Raw genomic sequence first — 20,794 nt, 5'->3', positions numbered from 1 at the left:
TGGAGTTTGTGCCCCGACAAAGAGGGGCTGCCGGTAGCTACCTATTGTTCCTACCAACGGGAAGAAATACCCAGGCGAAGCCGAAAAGTGGAGCGATATCAACGCCCCACGGCGGCGGCCGGGACCCGTCTCAGGTTCCAGGCGGCGGCAGGATGGGCGGAAATCTCTGCAAATGGACGATCAGCTATTTCGCGGCAGCGCTCGCTTGGCTGATCGCTGCCGAGGTGCTGATGGTTGCCGGATTCGGCTTTCCGAGCGCCGACATCGCGGCCCCCGACACGCTCGTCCTCGTTCACATGATCTGCCTGGGCTGGCTGAGCATGGCGATGTGCGGCGCCCTGTTCCAGTTCGTGCCCGTGCTGGTGTCGCGACCGCTCCATGCGGAAGGCTGGATCTTGCCGGCCTTCGTGCTGCTCAGCGCGGGCCTGATTGCGCTTCTTGCCGGTTTCCTCGCGTTGGGCGGTCGCATGCCGCCGTGGCTCTGGCTGCTGCCGTTCGGCGCAACGCTGCTGATCGCCGGCTTTGCGCTCGTCGCCGCAAATCTCGGCCTGACGCTCTGGCAGTCGCGACCGCTGCCGGCATCGGCACGCTTCGTCGCCCTCGGCCTCCTCGCCGTCTGCGCCACAATGGCGTTCGGCGGCATCTTCGCGCTGGCGCTGTTCGAGCCGGCACCGGGGTCGCTGGTGTCCAGCGTCCTCGCCTCCGCCGTGCCGATCCACGCGATTGCGGGACTGGCGGGCTGGCTGACGGTGACCGCGATCGGCGTCAGCTACCGGCTGCTGTCGATGTTCATGCTGGCGCCGGACGTCGATGCCGGCAAGAGCCGGCTGGTCTGGCTGTTCAGTGCCTTCATGCTCGGCGCCGCCGTGATCGGCGGCGCGGTTGCGGTCCTGGTCGGGCAGGGGCTTGATCTCGCATTGATGCTCTCGGCGGCGTGCGGCTTGGCGACGCTCGCCTGCTACGCCCGTGACGTCGCTGAACTCTATCGCAAACGCAAGCGGCGCAAGCTCGAGCTCAACACGCGCATGGTCGTCTGGTCGTTTGCGAGCCTCGGTGCGGCCGTCGCGCTCGGCGCCGTGCTGGCGATCACGGGCTCGCTCGCCGCCCATGTCGGCGCGCTGGTGTTCCTCATCGTGTTCGGCTGGCTGTCCGGACTGATCCTCGCCAACCTCTACAAGATCGTTCCCTTCCTCACCTGGCTCGAGACCTACGGCCCGGTGATGGGAAAGGCTCCGACGCCGCGGGTGCACGATCTGGTCGCCGAACGCCGCGCCACGAAATGGTTCGTGATGTTCTTCGCCGCGAGCTGGGCGGCGACCGCGCTCCTCATGCTCGGGCAACCGCTCGGCTTCCGGATCGCGATCGCCGTGATCGTCGTCGCAACTTTCGGCATTCTCCAGGAGTTGATCAGGGCGAGACGTCTGACCGACGTGGCGGCGCCGCTGCGGCTCCCCGCGGGCGCGCTGGCGCCGCGGCTCCTGATCACTCGCACCTAGAAGGAAAACCAGATGACCGAGTTCATCGACGTGGATGTCCGGCCGATCCTGCGTGCCGGTGGCGAGCCGTTCTCGATCATCATGGCCACGCTGCAGCGGCTCGCGCCGGGGCAGGGCCTGCGGCTCTACGCGCCGTTCAAGCCGGTTCCGCTGTTCGACGTCATGGCGGGCAAGGGTTTCGGCCACGAGGAAACCGAGCTCGGCGGCGGCGAGTGGGAGGTGCGCTTCAGCCCCGTCGGACAAGCAGTTCCCGCGAACGAGCCGCCCGCCAATGCCGCATCGGCGGACGACTGGCCGGCCGCCACCGTACAGCTCGACGTCCGCGAACTCGATCCGCCCGAACCCATGGTGAGGATCCTCGCTGCGATCGAGCAGCTCGTGCCGGGACAGACTCTTTCGGCCCGGCTCGGCCGCGAGCCGGTGTTCCTGTTCCGGGAGCTGACCAAGCGCGGCCATCAATGGCGTGGCGGTTTTGCGGCCGACGGCAGCACGTACGAGCTCACGATCAGAACGGGTGCGTCATGACCGATCGCGACGATCTCATTGCAGCGGTGAGGGATGCGCTGCGCAACGTCATCGATCCCGAACTCGGGCACAACATCGTCGATCTCGGCTTCGTCTACGACATCGCCATCGACGGCGACGTCGCGCACATCACGATGACCGCGACCACGCCGGGCTGCCCGGCCGCGAGTTTTCTGAAGGAAGGCGTCGCCAGCAGCGCGATGCAGGTCGAAGGCATCGGCTCGGCCGACGTCACGATGACGTTCGATCCGCCATGGCGGCCGGCGATGATCGCGCCGGAGGTCAAAGCCGAGCTCGGCTTCGCCGAGCTGAATTGAAGAAGACTGCCGACCAGACCGCTGACTTGGACTGCCGACCTGGACTGCCGACCTGGATTGCCGACCTGGACCCGCCTCCGCAATGACCGTCATCGAAATCGACCATTCCCGCACGCGATCGACGCAGGGCCAGGACAAGCAAGGCCTGAACAAGCAGAGCCCGAACAAGCAGAGCCCGAACAAGCCGAGCCTGAACAAGCCTCGTCTGAACAAGGCGGGGGCGAAGGGGCTGGCGCGGGTGGTGCCGCAGTCGGTCTCTGGCCCTATGCGGCGGATCAAATGGGCGATCCTGGTCCTGACGCTGTCGATCTACTACGTGACGCCGTTCCTGCGCTGGGACCGCGGTCCCAACGCGCCGGGCCAGGCAGTCCTGCTCGATTTCGCCCACGGCCGGCTCTACGCCTTCTTCATCGAGATATGGCCGCAGGATCTCTACCTCGTCACGGGGCTGCTGATCCTGGCCTCCGTCATCCTCATCCTGGCGAATGCGTTCGCGGGGCGGGTCTGGTGCGGCTTTGCCTGTCCGCAGACGGTTTGGACCGATCTGTTCCTGCTGGTCGAGCGCCTGATCGAGGGCGACCGGCGGCAGCGGCTGAAGAACATGGAGACCCCGTTGAACGCGATGCGGGTGGTCCAGATCGGCGCCAAGCACGCCGCCTGGATTCTGATCTCGCTCGCCACCGGCGGAACGCTGATCTTCTATTTTACGGATGCGCCGGCGCTGGTTCGCGCCCTTGCCACCGGCGAAGCTTCGACGACCGCGCTGACCTGGATCGCCGTCTTCGCCGGCACTACCTACGGCCTTGCCGGCTTCGCCCGGGAGCAGGTCTGCACCTTCATGTGTCCCTGGCCGCGGCTGCAGGGTGCGATCTGGGATCCCGAGGCTTTCACGGTCAACTATCGCGACTATCGCGGCGAGCAGCGGATGTCGGCCAAGAAGGCCGTGGAAGTCCGCGCGCGCGGCGAACGGGCCGGCGATTGCGTCGATTGCGGCCTCTGCGTCAACGTCTGTCCGATCGGCATCGACATCCGCGAAGGGCCGAATTTCGCCTGCATCAATTGCGGGCTGTGCGTCGACGCCTGCGACGGCGTCATGACCAGGCTCGGCCGGCCGCGTGGCCTGATCGACTATGAGAGCTGGGACAATATCGAGCGGGGCCGGCGCGACGAGGCGCGCGTTTCCCGGCTGTTGCGTCCCAAGACCGTGGCCCTCACCGCCATCACGGTGGGACTGGCGGCCGGGCTTGCCGTCCTGTTGGCAACCAAGTCGACCGGCGCTATAGCGGTGCTGCACGATCGCGATCCCCTCGCGGTCACGTTGTCGGATGGTTCCGTCAGGAACGCCTACACCGTCAAGCTCCTCAACAAGGCGGCCGTCCCTCGCCACTACACTTTGGCCATTCAAGGCATAGATGCCAGCATGACCATTGTTGGAAACGACGATGGATCCCCCATCACCGTCGAGGCGGACGGGTCGGAATCGCTGCGGGTCACCCTGACCATGGCGGTTCCGAAGGACGCCAACGTCGTCTTCATCGCCAGGGATGAGACCGGCCGGACGGTGCTGTCGGCCTCCGACAGGTTTGTGGCGCGCTGAGCGTCTGGAAGAGTTACGGGAGAGACATGGCAGATCGCGCGAGAAATGACCGGGACGAGGCGGCGATGCGGCGGGGCCTGCTGGCCCAGGAAGTCATGGAGCGAACCGGCATCACGGAAGCGATGATCGGGGAACTCGTCGACAAGTTCTACGGTCGGGTCAGGCAGGATGACCTGCTGGGGCCGATTTTCGCGGTCGTGCAGGACTGGGACGAGCATCTCGCGAAATTGCGCGATTTCTGGTCGTCCGTCGTGCTCACGACCGGGCGCTATCACGGTCAGCCGATGCGGGCGCATTTGCCGCTGACCTTGATCGGGAACCATTTCGATCGCTGGCTCGACCTGTTCGAGCAGACGGCGCGCGAGGTCTGCCCGCCGGCCGCGGCCGCGCATTTCATCGACAAGGCGCGACGCATCGCCGACAGTTTCGAGATGGCGTCGGCGACCCAGGCCGGGCGCATCTCCTCGCCGCGCCACGTGCTCAGATCCTGAAAATGCCATGTGCTGGCTCGCGACGTAGCCTCTCCGCTTGATGGCAAGTCGCGCGGTGCGACGGCACGCCGCGCCATGTCCGGCATGTCCGATCTGATCTGCGAAATCATCATGCCAATCGCGCATCGTGACGTTGCGTCGGAAAAAATGCGCCTGTCGGCGCAAATTCCGGCTCAATCAAAACGAGCATATCGATAATGATGCACTGCGGTGCGAAGCCGCCGCCTTGTTTTCGGCTGAGTTGCGGCGCCTCCTTGTGCGATGACGAACCCGAAGCTCGACATCACGTCGTCTCCGTCGTCCGACAACGTTGCGGACCCTGACTCCGGTTGTCTTGCGGTGCAGACCCGGCGCTCGCTCCTGCTCGGCGCACTCGCCGGCACCGCGTGCCTCGCCGGTTCCAGGCAGGCCGTCGCAGAGGATGATCAGCCCGGTGCGGACGAGCGGCCGCAGAAGGGCGACATCCTGGTATTCACCGATGGCGATCGCGAAGGCGCCGTGGTGAGGTCCGCCGATCTGTCGCTCGGCGGACCGCCGGTGCATGCCTGGCCGAAGGATCCCAGGACATCGGTGGTGCGCAGCGGCTCCCGGCTCAACGAGATCCTGATCGTCCGGCTCGATCCGGCCGAACTCGACGAGCAGACGCGGTCGCGTGCCGCGGACGGCATCGTCGCCTATTCGGCGATCTGCGCCCATGCCGGATGTCCCGTCACCGGCTGGGTCAAGAGCGACGCCGGCGACAAGGTGGTGTTCAAGTGCATGTGCCACAACTCCGAATACGATCCCCGCGAAAGCGCGCAGGTCGTGTTCGGGCCGGCGCCGCGGCGCCTTGCGGCATTGCCGCTGGCGCTCAATGACGGTGCGCTCACCGTCGCGGGCGCCTTCATTGGAAAGGTAGGTGCTCAGCAGCAGGGATGACCGGGAGCCGCGGGTCGCGCCCGCGTGCCGCAAGAGGCCGCTCCGCCAGCGCGCGGGGCCGGAAGCACGGCAAGACTCTCCAAGACAAGAATTCAAGAAGACAAGAATTCAAAACGGATGAATCAAAGGGGAAACGTCCATGACCAGAAAGCAATGGTTATTGTCCGGCTTTGTCGCCTTTACCTGTCTCGTCTCGACATCCGCGGGCGCCGGCCCGATCGAGAACTACAGCCCGGTCACCTCGGCCCGCCTCGAAAACCCCGAACCCGGCAACTGGATGCTCTATCGCCGGACCTATGACGGCCAGGGCTACAGCCCGCTCGACCAGATCAACACGGGCAACGTCAAGGACCTGACGCCGGTCTGGACCTTCGCCACCGGCGTGGTGGAGGGCCATGAGGCTCCGCCGATCGTCAACAACGGCGTGATGTTCGTGGCGACGCCGATGGGGCAGGTGATCGCGCTGAACGCCAGGACCGGCGATGAATATTGGCGCTACAAGCGCCAGCTCCCCGACGACCTGTTCCAGCTGCATCCGACCAGCCGCGGTGTCGGGCTGTGGGACGACAAGCTCTATCTCGCAACCACCGACGACCACGTCGTCGCGCTCGATGCCAAGACCGGCAAGGTGGCCTGGGACACCAAGGTCCAGGACTACAAGAAGGGTCAGTACATGACCCTGATGCCGCTGATCGTCGACGGCAAGGTCATCGTTGGCGGATCCGGCGGCGAGCTCGGCGTGCGCGGCTATGTCGCCGCCTTCGACGCCAAGGACGGCAAGGAGCTGTGGCGGACCTACACCATTCCCGGCGAAGGCGAGCCGGGCCATGACACATGGCAGGGCGACGACTGGAAGAGCGGTGGCGGCTCGGCCTGGATGACGGGCAATTACGACAAGGACACCAAGACGATCTACTGGGGTGTCGGCAACGCCGCGCCGTGGCCCGGCGATGCGCATCCCGGCGACAATCTCTACACCTCGTCGGTGCTCGCGCTCGATCCCAACACCGGCAAGATCAAGACCCACCATCAGTACCATCAGAACGATTCCTGGGACTGGGACGAGGTCGAGGCGCCGATCCTGGTCGACCTGCAACGCGACGGCCGCACCATCAAGAGCCTGATCCACCCGGGACGCGATGCGATCTTCTGGGTGCTGGAGCGCGCACCCACCAAGATCAACTACGTCGCCGGCTGGCCGTTCGTGGCCACCGACGTCTGGAAGGGCATCGACGAGAGCGGCAAGCCGGTCGTCGATCCCGCGCACAAGCCGGTCATCGGCAAGCGCGTGGAGTTCTGTCCGTCGCTGTGGGGCGGCAAGGACTGGCCGTCGGCGGCCTATAGCGAGCGGACGAAGCTCGTCTACGTCCCCGCCAACGAGAACTTCTGCGGCGGCTTCACCGGCGAGAAGGTGGCGCTGAAGCCCGGCGAGCTTTGGCTCGGCACCAAGCCCGAGGACATCGGGCTGAAGGCCAAGCCCGGCGCCGATCATTTCGGCGAGCTGCAGGCCTGGGACCCGTCGACCGGCAAGAAGGTGTGGCAGCACGACTTCCCCAAGTCGCAGCTGTTCGGCTCGGTGACGGCGACGGCCGGCGATCTCGTCTTCGCCGGCGGCACCAATGATCGCAACTTCCGCGCCTTCGACGCCAGGAGCGGAAAGCTGTTGTGGGAGCAGAAGACCAACTCCGGCATCATGGGCATGCCGGTGTCCTACGAGGTGGACGGCACGCAATACGTCGCGATCCAGTCCGGCTGGGGCGTCGACGCGCAGCGCATCCAGGATGCGCTCGCGACCAACAACATCGGCATCGAGGCCAACGTGCCGCAGGGCGGCGTCATCTGGGTCTTCGCGCTGAAGAAGTAGATCTGCCGGCGGATCGACCAAGCGGCGGTACGGCCGGAATGCGGCGGGCAGAGATGTCCGCCGCATTCCGCATGTGCGAGCCCCTACGCCTCCAGTTGCTTGCCGATCGGCAGGCTCCGGATGCGCTTGCCGGTGGCCGCGAAGATCGCGTTGATCAGCGCCGGCGCGAACGGCGGCACGCCGGGCTCGCCGACGCCGGAGGGAGGCGTGTCCGGGCCCGGCGGCACGATGTAGACGTTGGTCACCTGCGGCGACTCGTCGATCCGGACCACCGGGAAGTCGTCGAAGTTCTTCTGCTGGACCTTGCCGTCCTTGAAGCTGATCTCGCCATATTTGGCCAAGCTCAGCCCCATGATCGCAGCGCCCTCGATCTGCGACTGGATGCGCTCGGGGTTGACGTAGGTCCCGCAGTCGATGGCGGTGTCGACCCGCGGCACGGTCAGCTTGCCCTTGTCGTCGACGGCGACCTCGACGATGGTCGCGACGTAGCTGACGAAGCTGCGGTGCACGGCGATGCCGAGCCCGTGCCCCTTCGGCACCGCGCGGCCCCATTCGCCCTTCTCGGCGACCAGCTCGACGACCTTGCGCAAGCGCGCGGTGTCGATCGGATAGCTGTCATAGGGCTCGCCGTAGTTCCAGGGGTCCTTCACCGAGGACAGGTTGACGATCCGCGGCGAGCCGATCAGCTCGAGCAGCATGTCCTTCGGGTCGCGGCCCGTGGCCTGCGCAATCTCGGCGACCATCGACTGCACCGCGAAGGCGCGCGGCACGTTCGACACCGAGCGGAACCAGCCGATGCGGGCGTGGGCCGCGGCCTCCGGATTTTCGCAAGAGATGTTGGCGATCTCGAAGGGCATGTCGATCAGGCCCATGCCGAGCTCGAACGGCGCCTGATGGACCGCGCCGGCCGCAAAGGTCGAGGCGATGCTGGGGGCCACGCTGCGGTGGCGCCAGGCGATCACCTTGCCGCTCTTGTCGAGCCCCGCCTCGATGCGCTCGACCGAGACCGTGTGCAGGAAGTCGTGGCGGACGTCATCTTCCCGCGTCCACTGCACCTTGACCGGCGCGCCGATCTCCTTCGACAGCAGCGCCGCTTCCAGCGCGAAATCGCATTTCGACTTGCGGCCGAAGCCGCCGCCGAGCAGCGTGACGTTGACCGTCACGTTGCCTTCGGGAATGCCGAGCGTCTTGGCGACGTCCTCGCGCGTGCCGCCCGGGCTCTGTACGGGGGCCCAGATCTCGCATTTATCGCCCTTGACGTCGGCGACTGCCACCGGCGGCTCCATGCTGACATGGGCGAGATGCGGCAGGTAGTATTCGCCGACGACGACCTTGTCGGCGTTCTTCAGCGCGCTATCCGCGTCGCCCTCCTTGCGCACGACGAGGCCGGGTTTCCGCGCGACCTCCTCGAGTTCCTTCCGATAGGCGACCGAATCGTATTTTCCGTTCGCGCCGTCGTCCCAGACGAGCTTCAGCGCGTCGCGGCCCTTGATCGCGGCGCCGGTGTTGCGCGCGATCACCGCGACGCCGCCGAGCGGCTGGAATTTCGAGGGCCACGGCCAGCCGCGGGCCTGCATCACCTTCTCGACGCCGGGCACCTTCAGCGCCGCGTCCGGATCGAACGAGACGAGCTTGCCGCCGGTCACGGGCGGGCGGGCGATGACGGCGTATTTCATGCCGGGCAGGCGCACGTCGGCGCCGTAGCGCGCAGCACCCGTGGTGATGTCGTGCAGATCGACGATGCCGACCTGGCCCTTGCCGAGATAGCGAAAATCCTTCGCCTCCTTGAGCTTGAGGCCCTCCATGCCCGGCACGGATTCCCTGGCGGCGTCGGAGGCCAACTCGCCGAAGCCGAGCTTGCGGCCGCTCGCGCCGTGGACGATCTCGTGATTGACGGCCTTCACCTCGGCGGCCGGCACGCCCCAGCGCCTGGCCGCGGCCTGCTCCAGCATGGTGCGCGCGGCGGCTCCGATCTGGCGCATCGGGACCAGGTAGTGTCGCGTGCTACGCGAGCCGTCGGTGTCCTGATTGCCGTACCGGACCTCGTCACCATGCGCTTGCTGGACGCGCACCTTCGACCAGTCCGCATCCATCTCCTCGGCCACGACCAGCGGCAGGCTGGTGCGGACGCCGGTGCCCATTTCCGAGCGGTGCGCGACGATGGTGACGATGCCGTCGGGCGCAATCGCGACGAAGACGCGCGGATCCAGCACGATGCCATGCGGCATCGCGCCCGCGCCGGTCTGGTAGGCGAAGGCCTGCCGCGACATCACGGGCGCGGCGAGCACGAAGCCGCCGGCGGCGCTAAGTCCCTTCAGGATGTTGCGCCGGGTGATCTTCTCGATGCTGATGCTCTTCTCGAAGCCGCGAAGCTTCCCGGGATTCTGGATGAAATTCATGATCACACTCCCGTCGATGCGAGATGGACGGCGTTCTCGATGCGCTGGTAGCAGCCGCAGCGGCAGATGTTGCCGGACATCGCCTCGCGGATCTGGTCGTGCGACGGTTTTGGATTGTCCATCAGCAGCGCCGCCGCCTGCATGATCTGGCCGGCCTGGCAGAAGCCGCATTGCGGCACGTTGGCCTGACGCCAGGCCTTCTGCACGGCGTGATCGCCGGTCGGATGCAGGCCCTCGATGGTGGTGACTTCGCGCCCGGCGACGTCCTTCACCGAGGTGATGCAGGAACGAACCGCCTCCTTGTCGACGATGACGGTGCAGGAGCCGCACAGCGCCTGGCCGCAGCCGAACTTGGTGCCGGTCAACCCGATTTCATCGCGCAGCAACCAGATCAATGGAAGATCCGGATCGCCATCCCAGCTCTGCTCCTGACCGTTGATTTTCAACTTGATCATGATCGTCCCTCGCTCTTCCTAGGCTTGATGAACCGTTTGGGCATCGACGTATCGTGGTTCGTCCGCGCGCGACCCGGTCGTCCCGCATCGGGCAAATCCCGGCCGGACGGTCGCAACGCGGCGATGATGTTCTGGAATGCGCTCGATACCTCCCTTCATTCTTCTTGTTTGATTGAGATCGCGATCGATTGAAATCGCGCGGCATCGTGACGCCCGGATGCCGGCAGACCTCGGCCGTGCGCCGGCATCGGAGGCGGGTTTTCTAGCCTAGGCTGCATCCGCGATTTGTCAAAAGCAGGGCGCAAAAAAAGCTTCGTCCGCCAGGGTAGATGCGGACGAAGCTCAAGGACCCTCAGTCGAGGGAGGGAGAAGCGCAACGCCCGGGCTTCGAAGGTGAAGCCCGCGGCGTCGCGCAGTCATTGAGGCCAGGGTGAGGGAGCCGCTGGTCCTCAAACCGGACGAGGTGCCCGCTCAGGCGGCCTTGGCCTTCGCGACGTGGGTTGCGATCGCGTCCATCAGTGCCGGCGACAGGCAGTCATAGGGCTCGATCCCGATCTCCTTCAGCCGCGCGCGCACCGCGCCCATCTGTTCCGGCTTGACGCCGGACTCGATCACCGACGAGACGAACGCGGCGAATTGCGGCGCCTGCGAGCCCTGTTCCTGGAACAACTCGGGGTGGATGAAATCGAGGCCGTAGAACGGATGCCCCTTGTTCTCGATCCGGCCGTACATGTGGGTGCCGCAGGCCTTGCAGGCGTGGCGCTGGATCACGGCGGAGGGATCGACGATCGCGAGCTTGTCGCCGTTTTCCAGCACGGTCACGTTCTGGCGCGGCACCACCGCGACCACGGAGAACATCGCGCCCTGCGGCTTCCAGCACTTGGTGCAGCCGCAGGCGTGGTTGTGCGCGACGTCGCCCTTGATGCCGACCTTGACGGGGCGATCCTTGCACTTGCAGACGAGCGTGCCGCCGGCAAAGTGACCGCTTCCTTGCTTGAGGCCGCTGTCGATCGACGGATGGAGCTGAACAGTCATGGTCAATCCTCCTTGGGTGTGATGTTCTTCTAGTACACGACGACGGAACGGATCGATTTGCCCTCGTGCATCAGGTCGAAGCCCTTGTTGATGTCCTCGAGCTTCAGCACGTGCGTGATCATCGGATCGATCTGAATCTTGCCGTTCATGTACCAGTCGACGATCTTCGGCACGTCGGTGCGGCCGCGGGCGCCGCCGAAGGCGGTGCCCTTCCAGACCCGCCCGGTGACGAGCTGGAACGGCCTTGTCGCGATCTCCTTGCCGGCCTCCGCGACCCCGATGATGACCGAGGTGCCCCAGCCGCGATGGCAGCATTCCAGCGCCTGGCGCATCACCGTCGTGTTGCCGGTGCAGTCGAAGGTGTAGTCGGCGCCGCCGTCGGTCAGGCCGACGAGGTGCTGCACGATGTCGCCGGTCACCTTCTTCGGGTTGACGAAATGGGTCATGCCGAACTTGCGGCCCCATTCCTCCTTGCCGTCGTTGATGTCGACGCCGATGATCTTGTCGGCGCCGGCCATCCTGGCGCCCTGGATGACGTTGAGGCCGATGCCGCCGAGGCCGAACACCACGACGTTGGAGCCTGGCGTGACCTTGGCGGTATTGACGACGGCGCCGACGCCGGTGGTGACGCCGCAGCCGATGTAGCAGCTCTTGTCGAAGGGGGCGTCTTCGCGGATCTTCGCCACCGCGATCTCCGGCAGCACCGTGAAGTTCGAGAAGGTCGAGCAGCCCATGTAGTGGTAGATGGGCTTGCTCTTGTAGGAGAAGCGGCTGGTGCCGTCGGGCATCACGCCCTTGCCCTGGGTGGCGCGGATCGCGGTGCAGAGATTGGTCTTCTGGCTCAGGCAGCTCTTGCACTGGCGGCATTCGGGCGTGTAGAGCGGAATGACGTGGTCGCCGGCCTTCACCGAGGTCACGCCGGCGCCGATCTCGCGGACGATGCCGGCGCCCTCGTGTCCGAGGATCGAGGGGAAAATTCCCTCGCTGTCGAAGCCGTCGAGCGTGTAGGCGTCGGTATGGCAGATGCCGGTCGCCTTGATCTCGACCAGGACTTCACCGGCCTTCGGCCCCTCCAGATCGACTTCGACGATCTCGAGCGGTTTCTTCGCTTCGAAAGCGACGGCGGCGCGTGTCTTCATCGCAAGCTCCTCAATTCCTTCATGGCGGCTGCCGGCGTTGGTCTGCCGGGCGGCCCCATACGTTCAATGTCTTCCCATGCAGGAGTCTTCCGCCTTGGTGTAGGCCTCCGTCTTGTCCTCATGCTTGCTGGGCCGCGCGCGGCCCCAGGCATCGGTGGAGCGGGCGCGCAGATAGACGTAGAGATCGTCCATGTAGCAGGCCACGTTCGGATTGTCGCCGAAGGCCGGCATCACGTTCTCCTGCGCGGTCGAGACGTTCTTGCGGCCGCTGGCCACGACGCCGAGGAAGTCGGCGTAGCTCATGGTCTTCACCGAGTCCTTCAGCGCCGGCGCGTAGCTCGATCCCATGCCGTCCGGTCCGTGGCAGACGTGACAGTCCGAGTGATAGCGGCGGTAGCCGGAATAGGTGTACCAGTCCACGGTGCCATCCGCCGAAATCTTGTACGTGGGATCGCCGTTCTTATCGAGCCACTCGCCGTTTTCGTTTTGCTTGACGGCGGTCGGGTCGCCCGGACCTGCCGCGAACGCAATTCCTCCGGTTGCGACGAGAATCATCGCGGCGGCCACAAAGCATGTTCTACGCAAGAGAGTGTTCCTCGAAGCGCGCGATGGAGACGAGCCGGCGCGTGGACGAAATCCACGCGCCGGAACGAGACAGGGGTGAGGCTAGTTCGGCAGCGAGAACACGGTCAGCGTGCCGCCGAGCGCCGTGTAGTTGCTGAGCGCCGCATAGCCGCCGACCGCGCCGAGACCGGCCGTCGGATCGGTCAAGCCTGCCGCGAGGCCGATGCCGGCCCAGCCGCCGACGCCGGAGAGCACGGCAACGTATTGCTTGCCGTTGTTCTCATAGGTCGTGACGTTGCCGATGATGCCGGACGGAGTCTTGAACTTGTAGAGCTCCTTGCCGGTCTTGGCGTCGACCGCCTTCAGGTAGCCTTCGAGCGTGCCGTAGAACACCACGCCGCCGGCGGTTGCGAGCGCGCCCGACCAGACCGAGAACTGTTCCTTGTTGGACCAGACGATCTTGCCGGTCTTGCCGTCCCAGGCGATGAAGTTGCCCATGTTGCTCTCGCCGGCGGGCGGATACATCGAGAGCGTCGCGCCCACATAGGGCTGGCCCGCGGTGTAGCTCACCTTGAACGGCTCGTAGTCCATGCAGACGTGGTTGGTCGGCACGTAGAACAGCTGCGTGTCGGGCGAGTAGGCCGCCGGCTGCTCGTCCTTGGAGCCGAGCGCGGCCGGGCAGATGCCCTTCACGTTGTGGTCCTCGCCCGCCTTGTCGGTGGACGCCGCGTCGAGAACCTTCGGGCGGCCATAGGTCGGCGAGTTCTTGTCCATGTCGACGCCGGAGGTCCAGTTCACCTTCGGATCGTACTTCTCGGCGACCAGCAGTTCGCCGGTGGCTCGATCAAGGGTGTAACCGAGGCCGTTGCGGTCGAAATGTGTCAGCAGCTTGCGCGGCTGGCCGTTGATCGTCTGGTCGGAGAGGATCATCTCGTTGACGCCGTCATAGTCCCATTCGTCATGGGGCGTCATCTGATAGACCCACTTGGCGATGCCGGTGTCCGGATTGCGCGCCCAGATCGTCATCGACCATTTGTTGTCGCCGGGACGCTGCTTCGGATTCCAGGTCGAGGGATTGCCCGACCCGTAATAGACGAGGTTCAGCTCGGGATCGTAGGAGATCCAGCCCCACGTGGCGCCGCCACCGATCTTCCATTGATCGCCTTGCCAGGTCTTCAGGCTGGAATCCTTGCCGATCGGCTTGCCGAGTGCAGTGGTCTTGTCGTCGACCAGAAGTTGGTCATCGGGTCCTTCCGAATACCCGCGCCAGACCAGCTTGCCGGTCTTGATGTCGTAGGCGGTCATGTGAGCCTGGACGCCGAATTCGCCGCCGGAGATGCCGATCAGCACCTTGTCCTTGATGACTATGGGCGCCGACGTGCCGGTCTCGCCCTTGGCCGGGTTACCGTTGGTCGCGGTCCAGGCCACCTTGCCGGTCTTGGCGTCGAGCGCCACGAGCGTGGTGTCGGCCTGATGCAGGAATATCTTGCCGTCGCCATAGGCCAGGCCGCGGTTCACCGTGTCGCAGCACATCACCGGGATCACGTTCGGATCCTGCTTGGGCTCGTACTTCCAGACGATCTTGTTCTCGTTGGAAAGGTCAAGAGCGTAGACCTTGTTCGGGAACGGCGTGTGGACGTACATCATGTTGCCGATGATCAGCGGTCCGCCTTCGTGTCCGCGCAGCACGCCGGTGGAGAAGGTCCAGGCGACCTGCAGCTTGCCGACGTTGGATGCGTTGATCTGGTTGAGCTTGGAATACCGGGAATTGGCGTAGTCGCCCGTCGGCATCACCCAGTCTTTCGGGTTCTGCGACATCTTGATCAACTCGTCATTGGCTGAAGCGCTGCCGGCGGCAAGCACCGCAGCAGAGCCAAGATAAGTCGCCAGTAGCACCTTGCGCATAGTCATTCCTCCGTTGGTCTCGTTTATTGTTTCCGAAGCATTGCTCGCCGCTGGGCTTTGACGTCCAGCGTCTGCTCGTGCAGGGCGGTCACTGTTGGGACCAGAAACGATGCTGTGCTGTTTCCTCCTCCCCATGTGCGCCACGGGTCCGCTTGGGCAGCGGCCCGCTTCTTGTTGTTCCTGCCGCCATCCCTAGCGCCTTCGGCAAGGGGAAACTTGCCCAAGAGGGAAGGCGCTTTGCTCGACAGCGCACGGCGGCGAACTTTTTGATTTTGCACTAGCGAATTCAGCGGCTTCCTTGCCTGTCGCTTGCAACCTCTGCGTTTAGGTTCCCCTTGACGGCGCTGTAACTAAGGCGGAGGATCGTGACGGGATGGCGGCCGAAGCGATGGCGCTCGCTTCAAAAGTCCGCCCAAATTTGAGGTAAATGTCGCATTCGTCGTGGGGGTAGGGCTTCATCGCCGCCCTGTCGCGACTCGGTTCAACTCAGTGGCTGGATCATGTCCGACACAATCCAAAAGCTCTCGACCACCGGATTGACGCCGAAGAAACAGATCCAAAGCTGGATCGACGGGCTGACCAGCCTGTGCGGCCTGTTCGATGTCGATCCGCTCGAGGCTTCCTCACTCGAAGGCCGCATCGACTACACGACCGTCTCGCGGCTGAAGCTTTGCCAGATCGAGGTCAGCCAGCACCGCATCGCGCACACGCTCGCGCGCGCCAGGTCCAACGAGCACCCCTACATCAAGATTCACTTCCAGACCTACGGCGTGTCCTATTTCGAGCAGGAGGGCCGCCACATCGAGCTCGCACCCGGCGACGTCCTCGCCTACGACGTCTCCTGTCCGCATTCGATCATCAGCCCGGCCTTCACGCGCCATGACGTGGTGATCGTGCCGAAGGCCCTGTTGCGCGATCGCGGCTTTCCGTCGCAGCGCATGCCGGCCTGCAAGCTCTCGGCGCGCACCGGCACGGGGCGGATCGCGCACGATTTCGTCCACGCCACGTTCGACGAGGCCGCAAAGCTGTCGGCGAACAGCGCCGTCGGCGTCGCCGATTCCCTGATCGATCTGCTGCTGCTGCCGCTGCGCGAGGCGGACACGATGTTCGACCGGGTCGGGCCCGAGGCGATGTACGTGCGTGCGCAGTTCTTCATTCGCGAGCACTTGCGCGATCCCGATCTGTGCATCGACCAGATCTCCGCCGAGCTCGGCTGCTCCAAGCGCTATCTGCACATGCTGTTCAGCGAGCGCGGCACCACGGTGAGCGACTATATCTGGCAGGCGCGCCTGCAGAACTGCCGCCAGGAGCTCGAGGCGCACGCCGGCAAGACCATCACCGACGTCGCGTTCTCCTGGGGCTTCTCCAGCTCGTCGCATTTCAGCCGGGTGTTCCGGAAGTATTTCGGCGTCGTGCCGTCCTCGATCCACAAGGCGCAGCAGGCCGCCGTCGCCTCGGACGAGCCGTAGGCCGGTCTGGATCGTGGGGAGCCGGAGCTCCTGAAGCGATCTAGACCATTTCCGCGGAACACTCTTGATTGCTTCACCCGCAATGACAGCGGGCCGTCACCGCTGGATGATCTGCTTCCAGACATTGCCGAGGATCGCGGGCTCGCGCGGCGGCAGGTAGGTCAGCCCTGCCTGCTTGCCGAATTCGGCGATCTTGCCTTCGGCCATCAGCTCCGTCAGCGCCTTGTTGACGGCGACGAACAGCGCCGGGTCGCTCGCAAGGGCGACGTAGCCGCGATTGGCGCCGATCGGATAGTAATAGCCGCTCGCCGATATTGCGGTGTCTTGATGCGCGGCGCGATAGGCGTCGAAGCGTGCGAGGTCGAGCAATGTCGCGTCATGGTCGCCGCGGTTGAGCGCGCCGAGCAGGTCGTCACGACCGGGCACCAGATGCGTGATGCTGTCGATCAGCCGGCCCTTGTCGAAGTTCATCAGGATCGCATCGCCGAGCGTTCCGCTCTCGATCGCGAGACGCATGCCGGCGAGGTCGCCGATGCCGTCGATCTTGCGCCCGCGCGCCTTGGGGCCGAGCACCACCGTCATCGGCGAATAGACGTAGGGCTGGCTCGGTGCGAGCACGCCGAGCGCGACGCGGCGACGGCGGTCGTCGCGGGTGGCGCCGTCGAAATCGGGTAGCCTCGCGGTCTTCATGCCGGGCACGACCAGCGAATCCTCGGTCAGCGCGTAGCCGCCGAGCAGCGCGCAGCGTCCGTCCGAGAGCAGTGCATTGGCCTCGAGCGGCGGGCTCGAATCCTCGTCGAGCTTGCTCTCGAACCACTGGATCTGCAGCGGCCGGCCGAGTCGCTCGGCGATCGCCTGCGCCAGCAGGACGTCGAAACCGCCGCCCGGCTTGCCGCGGTGGTGCACCGACAAAGGCGGGCGGTCCTCATCGAGGCAGATCCTGAGCGGCGCATCGGCGGCCGTCGCCGCGGTGGACAGCAGCGCGGCTGCAAGGCTCCACGCCGCGAGAATCGTCTTCGCAAGGGTCATGTTCATGGCCGCCTCCGGCTCGAGATGAAGGCCCAGAGGTTGGCGATGTCGTCGTCGCTCAGGATGTCTCCCCAGGGCGGCATCCTGTTGTTCTTGCCGTTCTTCACGGTGGTGACGAACCGCGTCTTGTCGTCGGGGAAGCCGCGCAAATCCGGCGTGATGGTGCCGGAATTGACCATGTTGGGACCGTGGCAATGCGAGCATTTCGACGCATAGGTCGATTTGCCGAGGTCGATCTGCGCCTGAACGGGATTGCCGTTCGCTTCATCCGCGGCGCGGATGGCCGCCGCAGGGGCAACCGCCAGCACGGCGACGGCGGCGAAGATCGCCGCCGTCCTGTGAGTTACGTCTCTCGGCATTCTGACCCGGGGGTTATTGCTTGACCGCGAAAACCCACAGCGAACCGCCGGGCGGCACGTTGGCAAGCCGCTCGTCGCCGGAGAACAGCGAGTAGACGCCGCCGTAGCCGCTGGTCACGGCGACGTACTGCACGCCATCCTGCTGCCAGGTCACCGGTTGTCCCTCGATGCCCGAGCCGGTCTGGAACTGCCAGAGCTTCTTGCCGCTCTCGGCGTCGAACGCCTCGAACTCGCCGGTCAGCGAGCCCGTGAAGACGACGCCGCCAGCCGTCGACAGCACGCCCGAGAAGCGCGGGATGTCGCTAGCCGCTTCCCACTTGGCCTTGCCGGTCATCGGATCGATGGCCTTGAGGTGGCCGCGCGGTCCGGTGCCCCACTCCCAGAGGTCGGTGAGGTCCATGCCGAGATACCATTCGCCCTGCTTGAACGTCGCCGGTTCGGTCTTGTAGTGGCCGCCGAAGGCGAGCGTGTTGGCGTAGGCGAGGCCGGTCTGCGGATTGAACGACATCGGCTCCCAGTTCTTGCCGCCGAGGATCGACGGGAAGACCGTGACCTTCTTGCCCTCGCGCGCGTCCTTGGCGACGTCGGTCTCGATCGGACGTCCGGTCTTCATGTCGATGCCGGTCGCCCAGTTGACCTTCACGTAAGGGTTGGCCGCGAGCAGCTTCCCGTTGGTGCGGTCGAGCACGTAGAAGAAGCCGTTGCGGTTGGCGTCCATCAGTACCTTGGTCGGCTTGCCCTCGACGTTCATGTCGGCAAGCACCATCTCGGCGACCGAGTCATAGTCGAACGGATTGTTCGGCGAGAACTGGTAGTGCCACTTGATCTTGCCGGTCTTGGGATCCATCGCCAGCACGGAGCAGGTGTAGAGGTTGTCGCCGGGACGCACCGCCGCGTTGAACGGGCCCGGGTTGCCGATGCCCCAATAGACGGTGTTGAGCTCGGGATCGTAGGAGCCCGTGATCCAGGTCGAGCCGCCGCCGAGCTTCCAGGTATCGCCCTTCCAGGTGTCGCCGCCGGGCTCGTCCGGGGAGGGGATCGAGTGGGTGCGCCAGAGGTGCTTGCCGGTCGCCGGCTCCCAGCCGTCGATGAAGCCGCGGGTGCCGAACTCGGCGCCCGAGATGCCGGTGATGACCACGCCGTCGGCGACCAGCGGCGCCACCGTCATGGAATAGCCTTCCTTGATGTCGGCGGCCTTCTGGCGCCACAGCTCCTTGCCGGTCTTGGCGTCGAGCGCGATTACGTTGGCGTCGAGCGTGGTGCGGAAAACCTTGCCGTCGAACAGCGCGGCGCCGCGGTTGATGATGCCGCAGCAGACGATCCGCGGCGTCTCGGCCGGATATTCGACCTTGGTCTTCCAGAGCTGCTTGCCGGTCTTGGCGTCGATCGCCATGGTGGCGTTGTGCGACGTCACGTAGACGACGCCCTGATAGACCAGCGGCTGGGATTCCTCGCTTCGGTCGTCGTTGAGGCTGTAATTCCAGACCGGAACGAGATTCTTGACGGTGTCCTTGTTGATCTGGTTCAGCGTGCTGAAGCGCTGCAGGTTGTAGCCCATGCCGTAGTTCAGCACGTTCGACGTGTCGGTTGCGCCCTTGTTGAGTTGTTCGGTGGTTTGGGCATTTGCACTCGCACATGCAAATAAGACGAGGCTCGCGGCCATCGCTAAGCGTTTCATCCGTTCCTCCAAAAGTGCGCGCCTTTTGACGCTGCACTTGCAACACTCCGCCGGAAAGCAAAACGCGTCAATACGAAAGTCGTAAGCGGGCGCCTCAACGCGCTGCAATTGTTGGCGCCGGGTAGCAGGCTCGCCGCTTTGCAAGCCGTTCGATATCCTCGCTATTGCGGCGCAGGAGCAGCAAATTCCGCGACGCGAAGATTGCGCCCCATCCGTGCGGGCAAAAGCGGCAACGAGTGAGCCGCACGCGCTGGTTGGTGAGCAGGTCGGCGCAAGCGCCCGGCCGGGATCCCGCTCCGCGCTTGTCCGGGGGCTGTTGAGGACGTCAGGCATTCGGTGCCGGAGCCGATCGCGGCGAGTCCGGGGACGGCACTCACATGGCGAAGTCTCTTATCGAGTCTCTCGTCGAGCCGTTTGCCCAAGAGCGAACACCTTTTGTCCGAGAGTGAAATTGCGGCGCGAAGAATCGGCGCAGGCATGTGCGCGAGCGGATTCCAGACTTGCGCTGTCTCCGATGCAGCCCTAGGTTTTGGCGGGCGCGATGTCGCGCTCAAAGTACTTGGGAGACCCCGAATGGCTTGGAAAGCTCCGAAGATCGTGGAAGTGCCGGTGGGCATGGAAATCAACATGTACGCCTGCGCTGCGCGCAAGTAAGAACGACGACCTGCCGCGGCCTCGATGGCCAATGCCATCGGGGCCGTGGCGGTGACTTGACCGTCTCGCAGCACTAGTTTTCCCCAGCCGATCCTCCTCCTGGCCGCGACACAGCGCATTCGACAGGCGACTGCGGCGGCGCCATTCCGAAATCTCGCCCCTCCGCGCACCATGTGTTACGCTGGGTCTCGGTCAGCGCTGCTGCCGCTTTGCCGCAGCGGATGCTCATGGAGCCGGGATGCCCGTCGGTTTGCTCAGAGGCTTGGTGCGCGGCGTCCTGGCCATCGGCGCGTGCTGTGTCGCGCTGGCGCCGGACCTTGCGCGAGCCGAGGAGGGATTCGACACCGAGCACATCTTCGGTTTCATGATCGGCACCGATGTCGGCACGCCCGGCGAACGTGAATTCCAGAGCGATACCACGGGGCGGTTCGGCAAGGGCGGCGGCACCTATCGCGCCCTCGGCCAGCAGTTCGAGATCGAGGTCGTGCCGCTGCAGAACTTCCGCATCGAGCTCGGCACCACCGCCGCGCTGCATGACATCGGCGGCGTTCCCGACATCGGCGATCGGCGCCAGCTCAACTTTCAGGGCGTCTCGCTCGACCTGCGCTATCGGCTGCTCGATCGCGAGAAGGCGCCGTTCGGCCTGACCGTTGCGGCCGAGAGCCATGCCGACCGCATCGACGAGACCACCGCCGTGAAGGGGCGGAGCTACGGCACCGAGTTCAAGCTCGCGATCGACCGGGAGCTCATCCCGAATTTCGCCATCGGCGCGCTGAATCTCGTCTACCAGCCGGAATGGACACGCTTCGAGGACACGGGACTGTCAGAGCGGAGTTCCACGATCGGCGTGGCGGCCGCCGCGCTGGCGCGCGTGCGGCCCAACATGCTGCTCGGCGGCGA

General features: G+C 65.2%; 18 protein-coding genes and 1 pseudogene. 10 read left to right on the top strand and 9 right to left on the bottom strand.

Going from position 1 to position 20,794, the window contains the following annotated elements; genetic code table 11:
* Positions 1 to 152: 152 nt before the first annotated feature.
* The 7 genes from KGM94_RS08075 (at position 153) to KGM94_RS08045 (ending at position 7,208) form a co-directional block, all read left to right on the top strand.
* The gene (locus KGM94_RS08075) at positions 153 to 1,496 is read left to right on the top strand and encodes a hypothetical protein (RefSeq protein ID WP_300256668.1); all 1,344 of its coding nucleotides are present in this window, start codon (positions 153 to 155) and stop codon (positions 1,494 to 1,496) included.
* A 12-nt stretch (positions 1,497 to 1,508) separates the two neighbouring features.
* On the top strand, positions 1,509 to 2,021 hold the full coding sequence (locus KGM94_RS08070) for a DUF2249 domain-containing protein (protein ID WP_300256666.1): 513 nt from the start codon (positions 1,509 to 1,511) through the stop codon (positions 2,019 to 2,021).
* Positions 2,018 to 2,338 (top strand): metal-sulfur cluster assembly factor, encoded by a 321-nt coding sequence (locus KGM94_RS08065; protein ID WP_300256664.1) that lies wholly within the window; start codon positions 2,018 to 2,020, stop codon positions 2,336 to 2,338. The genes KGM94_RS08070 and KGM94_RS08065 overlap by 4 nt, the downstream gene beginning before the upstream one ends.
* Before the next feature lie 82 nt (positions 2,339 to 2,420).
* Positions 2,421 to 3,935 carry a cytochrome c oxidase accessory protein CcoG gene (ccoG, locus tag KGM94_RS08060; RefSeq protein WP_300256662.1) on the top strand — a complete coding sequence of 505 codons (1,515 nt, stop codon included), beginning with the start codon at positions 2,421 to 2,423 and terminating at the stop codon, positions 3,933 to 3,935.
* Between the two features lie 95 nt (positions 3,936 to 4,030).
* Complete coding sequence (locus tag KGM94_RS08055; RefSeq protein WP_300256687.1) at positions 4,031 to 4,426, top strand: group III truncated hemoglobin; 396 nt, start codon at positions 4,031 to 4,033, stop codon at positions 4,424 to 4,426.
* Positions 4,427 to 4,687: 261 nt separating this feature from the next.
* Positions 4,688 to 5,344 (top strand): Rieske 2Fe-2S domain-containing protein, encoded by a 657-nt coding sequence (locus KGM94_RS08050; RefSeq protein WP_300256660.1) that lies wholly within the window; start codon positions 4,688 to 4,690, stop codon positions 5,342 to 5,344.
* Between the two features lie 139 nt (positions 5,345 to 5,483).
* Positions 5,484 to 7,208, top strand: a complete 1,725-nt coding sequence (locus KGM94_RS08045) for a methanol/ethanol family PQQ-dependent dehydrogenase (protein WP_300256658.1) — start codon at positions 5,484 to 5,486, stop codon at positions 7,206 to 7,208.
* Between the two features lie 83 nt (positions 7,209 to 7,291).
* Here the strand turns inward: KGM94_RS08045 and KGM94_RS08040 are convergent, their stop codons facing one another.
* The 6 genes from KGM94_RS08040 to xoxF5 form a co-directional block, all read right to left on the bottom strand.
* On the bottom strand, positions 7,292 to 9,607 hold the full coding sequence (locus KGM94_RS08040) for a molybdopterin cofactor-binding domain-containing protein (protein ID WP_300256656.1): 2,316 nt from the start codon (positions 9,605 to 9,607) through the stop codon (positions 7,292 to 7,294).
* Positions 9,608 to 9,609: 2 nt separating this feature from the next.
* Positions 9,610 to 10,062, bottom strand: coding sequence for a (2Fe-2S)-binding protein (locus KGM94_RS08035; protein ID WP_300256654.1), 453 nt, complete (start codon positions 10,060 to 10,062; stop codon positions 9,610 to 9,612).
* Between the two features lie 471 nt (positions 10,063 to 10,533).
* A complete protein-coding gene (gene gfa, locus KGM94_RS08030; RefSeq protein WP_300256653.1) occupies positions 10,534 to 11,097 on the bottom strand; it encodes an S-(hydroxymethyl)glutathione synthase in 564 nt (187 codons plus the stop codon).
* Between the two features lie 29 nt (positions 11,098 to 11,126).
* Positions 11,127 to 12,236, bottom strand: a complete 1,110-nt coding sequence (locus KGM94_RS08025; protein WP_300256651.1) for an S-(hydroxymethyl)glutathione dehydrogenase/class III alcohol dehydrogenase — start codon at positions 12,234 to 12,236, stop codon at positions 11,127 to 11,129.
* Positions 12,237 to 12,299: 63 nt separating this feature from the next.
* On the bottom strand, positions 12,300 to 12,791 hold the full coding sequence (locus KGM94_RS08020; protein WP_300256649.1) for a c-type cytochrome, methanol metabolism-related: 492 nt from the start codon (positions 12,789 to 12,791) through the stop codon (positions 12,300 to 12,302).
* Positions 12,792 to 12,902: 111 nt separating this feature from the next.
* Positions 12,903 to 14,705, bottom strand: a complete 1,803-nt coding sequence (xoxF5, locus tag KGM94_RS08015) for a lanthanide-dependent methanol dehydrogenase XoxF5 (RefSeq protein WP_300256686.1) — start codon at positions 14,703 to 14,705, stop codon at positions 12,903 to 12,905.
* A 500-nt stretch (positions 14,706 to 15,205) separates the two neighbouring features.
* On the opposite strand from xoxF5, the gene KGM94_RS08010 reads away from it, so the two are divergent.
* A complete protein-coding gene (locus tag KGM94_RS08010) occupies positions 15,206 to 16,174 on the top strand; it encodes a helix-turn-helix domain-containing protein (RefSeq protein WP_300256648.1) in 969 nt (322 codons plus the stop codon).
* A 96-nt stretch (positions 16,175 to 16,270) separates the two neighbouring features.
* Here the strand turns inward: KGM94_RS08010 and KGM94_RS08005 are convergent, their stop codons facing one another.
* From KGM94_RS08005 to KGM94_RS07995, 3 genes are read right to left on the bottom strand one after another with little or no spacing between them, the layout of a single operon-like run.
* Positions 16,271 to 17,203, bottom strand: a complete 933-nt coding sequence (locus KGM94_RS08005; RefSeq protein WP_300256685.1) for a transporter substrate-binding domain-containing protein — start codon at positions 17,201 to 17,203, stop codon at positions 16,271 to 16,273.
* Between the two features lie 2 nt (positions 17,204 to 17,205).
* Positions 17,206 to 17,562 carry a cytochrome c gene (locus KGM94_RS08000; protein WP_300256646.1) on the bottom strand — a complete coding sequence of 119 codons (357 nt, stop codon included), beginning with the start codon at positions 17,560 to 17,562 and terminating at the stop codon, positions 17,206 to 17,208.
* Between the two features lie 13 nt (positions 17,563 to 17,575).
* Complete coding sequence (locus tag KGM94_RS07995) at positions 17,576 to 19,240, bottom strand: methanol/ethanol family PQQ-dependent dehydrogenase (protein ID WP_300256645.1); 1,665 nt, start codon at positions 19,238 to 19,240, stop codon at positions 17,576 to 17,578.
* Between the two features lie 573 nt (positions 19,241 to 19,813).
* Here KGM94_RS07995 and pqqA point away from each other — a divergent pair.
* Together pqqA and KGM94_RS07985 are read left to right on the top strand one after the other, a co-directional pair.
* Positions 19,814 to 19,894 (top strand): pyrroloquinoline quinone precursor peptide PqqA, encoded by an 81-nt coding sequence (gene pqqA, locus KGM94_RS07990; RefSeq protein WP_012029362.1) that lies wholly within the window; start codon positions 19,814 to 19,816, stop codon positions 19,892 to 19,894.
* Positions 19,895 to 20,132: 238 nt separating this feature from the next.
* Positions 20,133 to 20,794, top strand: a pseudogene (locus KGM94_RS07985) (hypothetical protein); the annotation flags it as partial.

It is taken from the genome of Bradyrhizobium sp. (assembly GCF_028868675.1).
Taxonomy (GTDB): Bacteria; Pseudomonadota; Alphaproteobacteria; order Rhizobiales; family Xanthobacteraceae; genus Bradyrhizobium.
The sequence above is the reverse complement of the archived record's forward strand: the minus strand, read 5'-3'. Positions and strand labels throughout refer to the sequence as shown.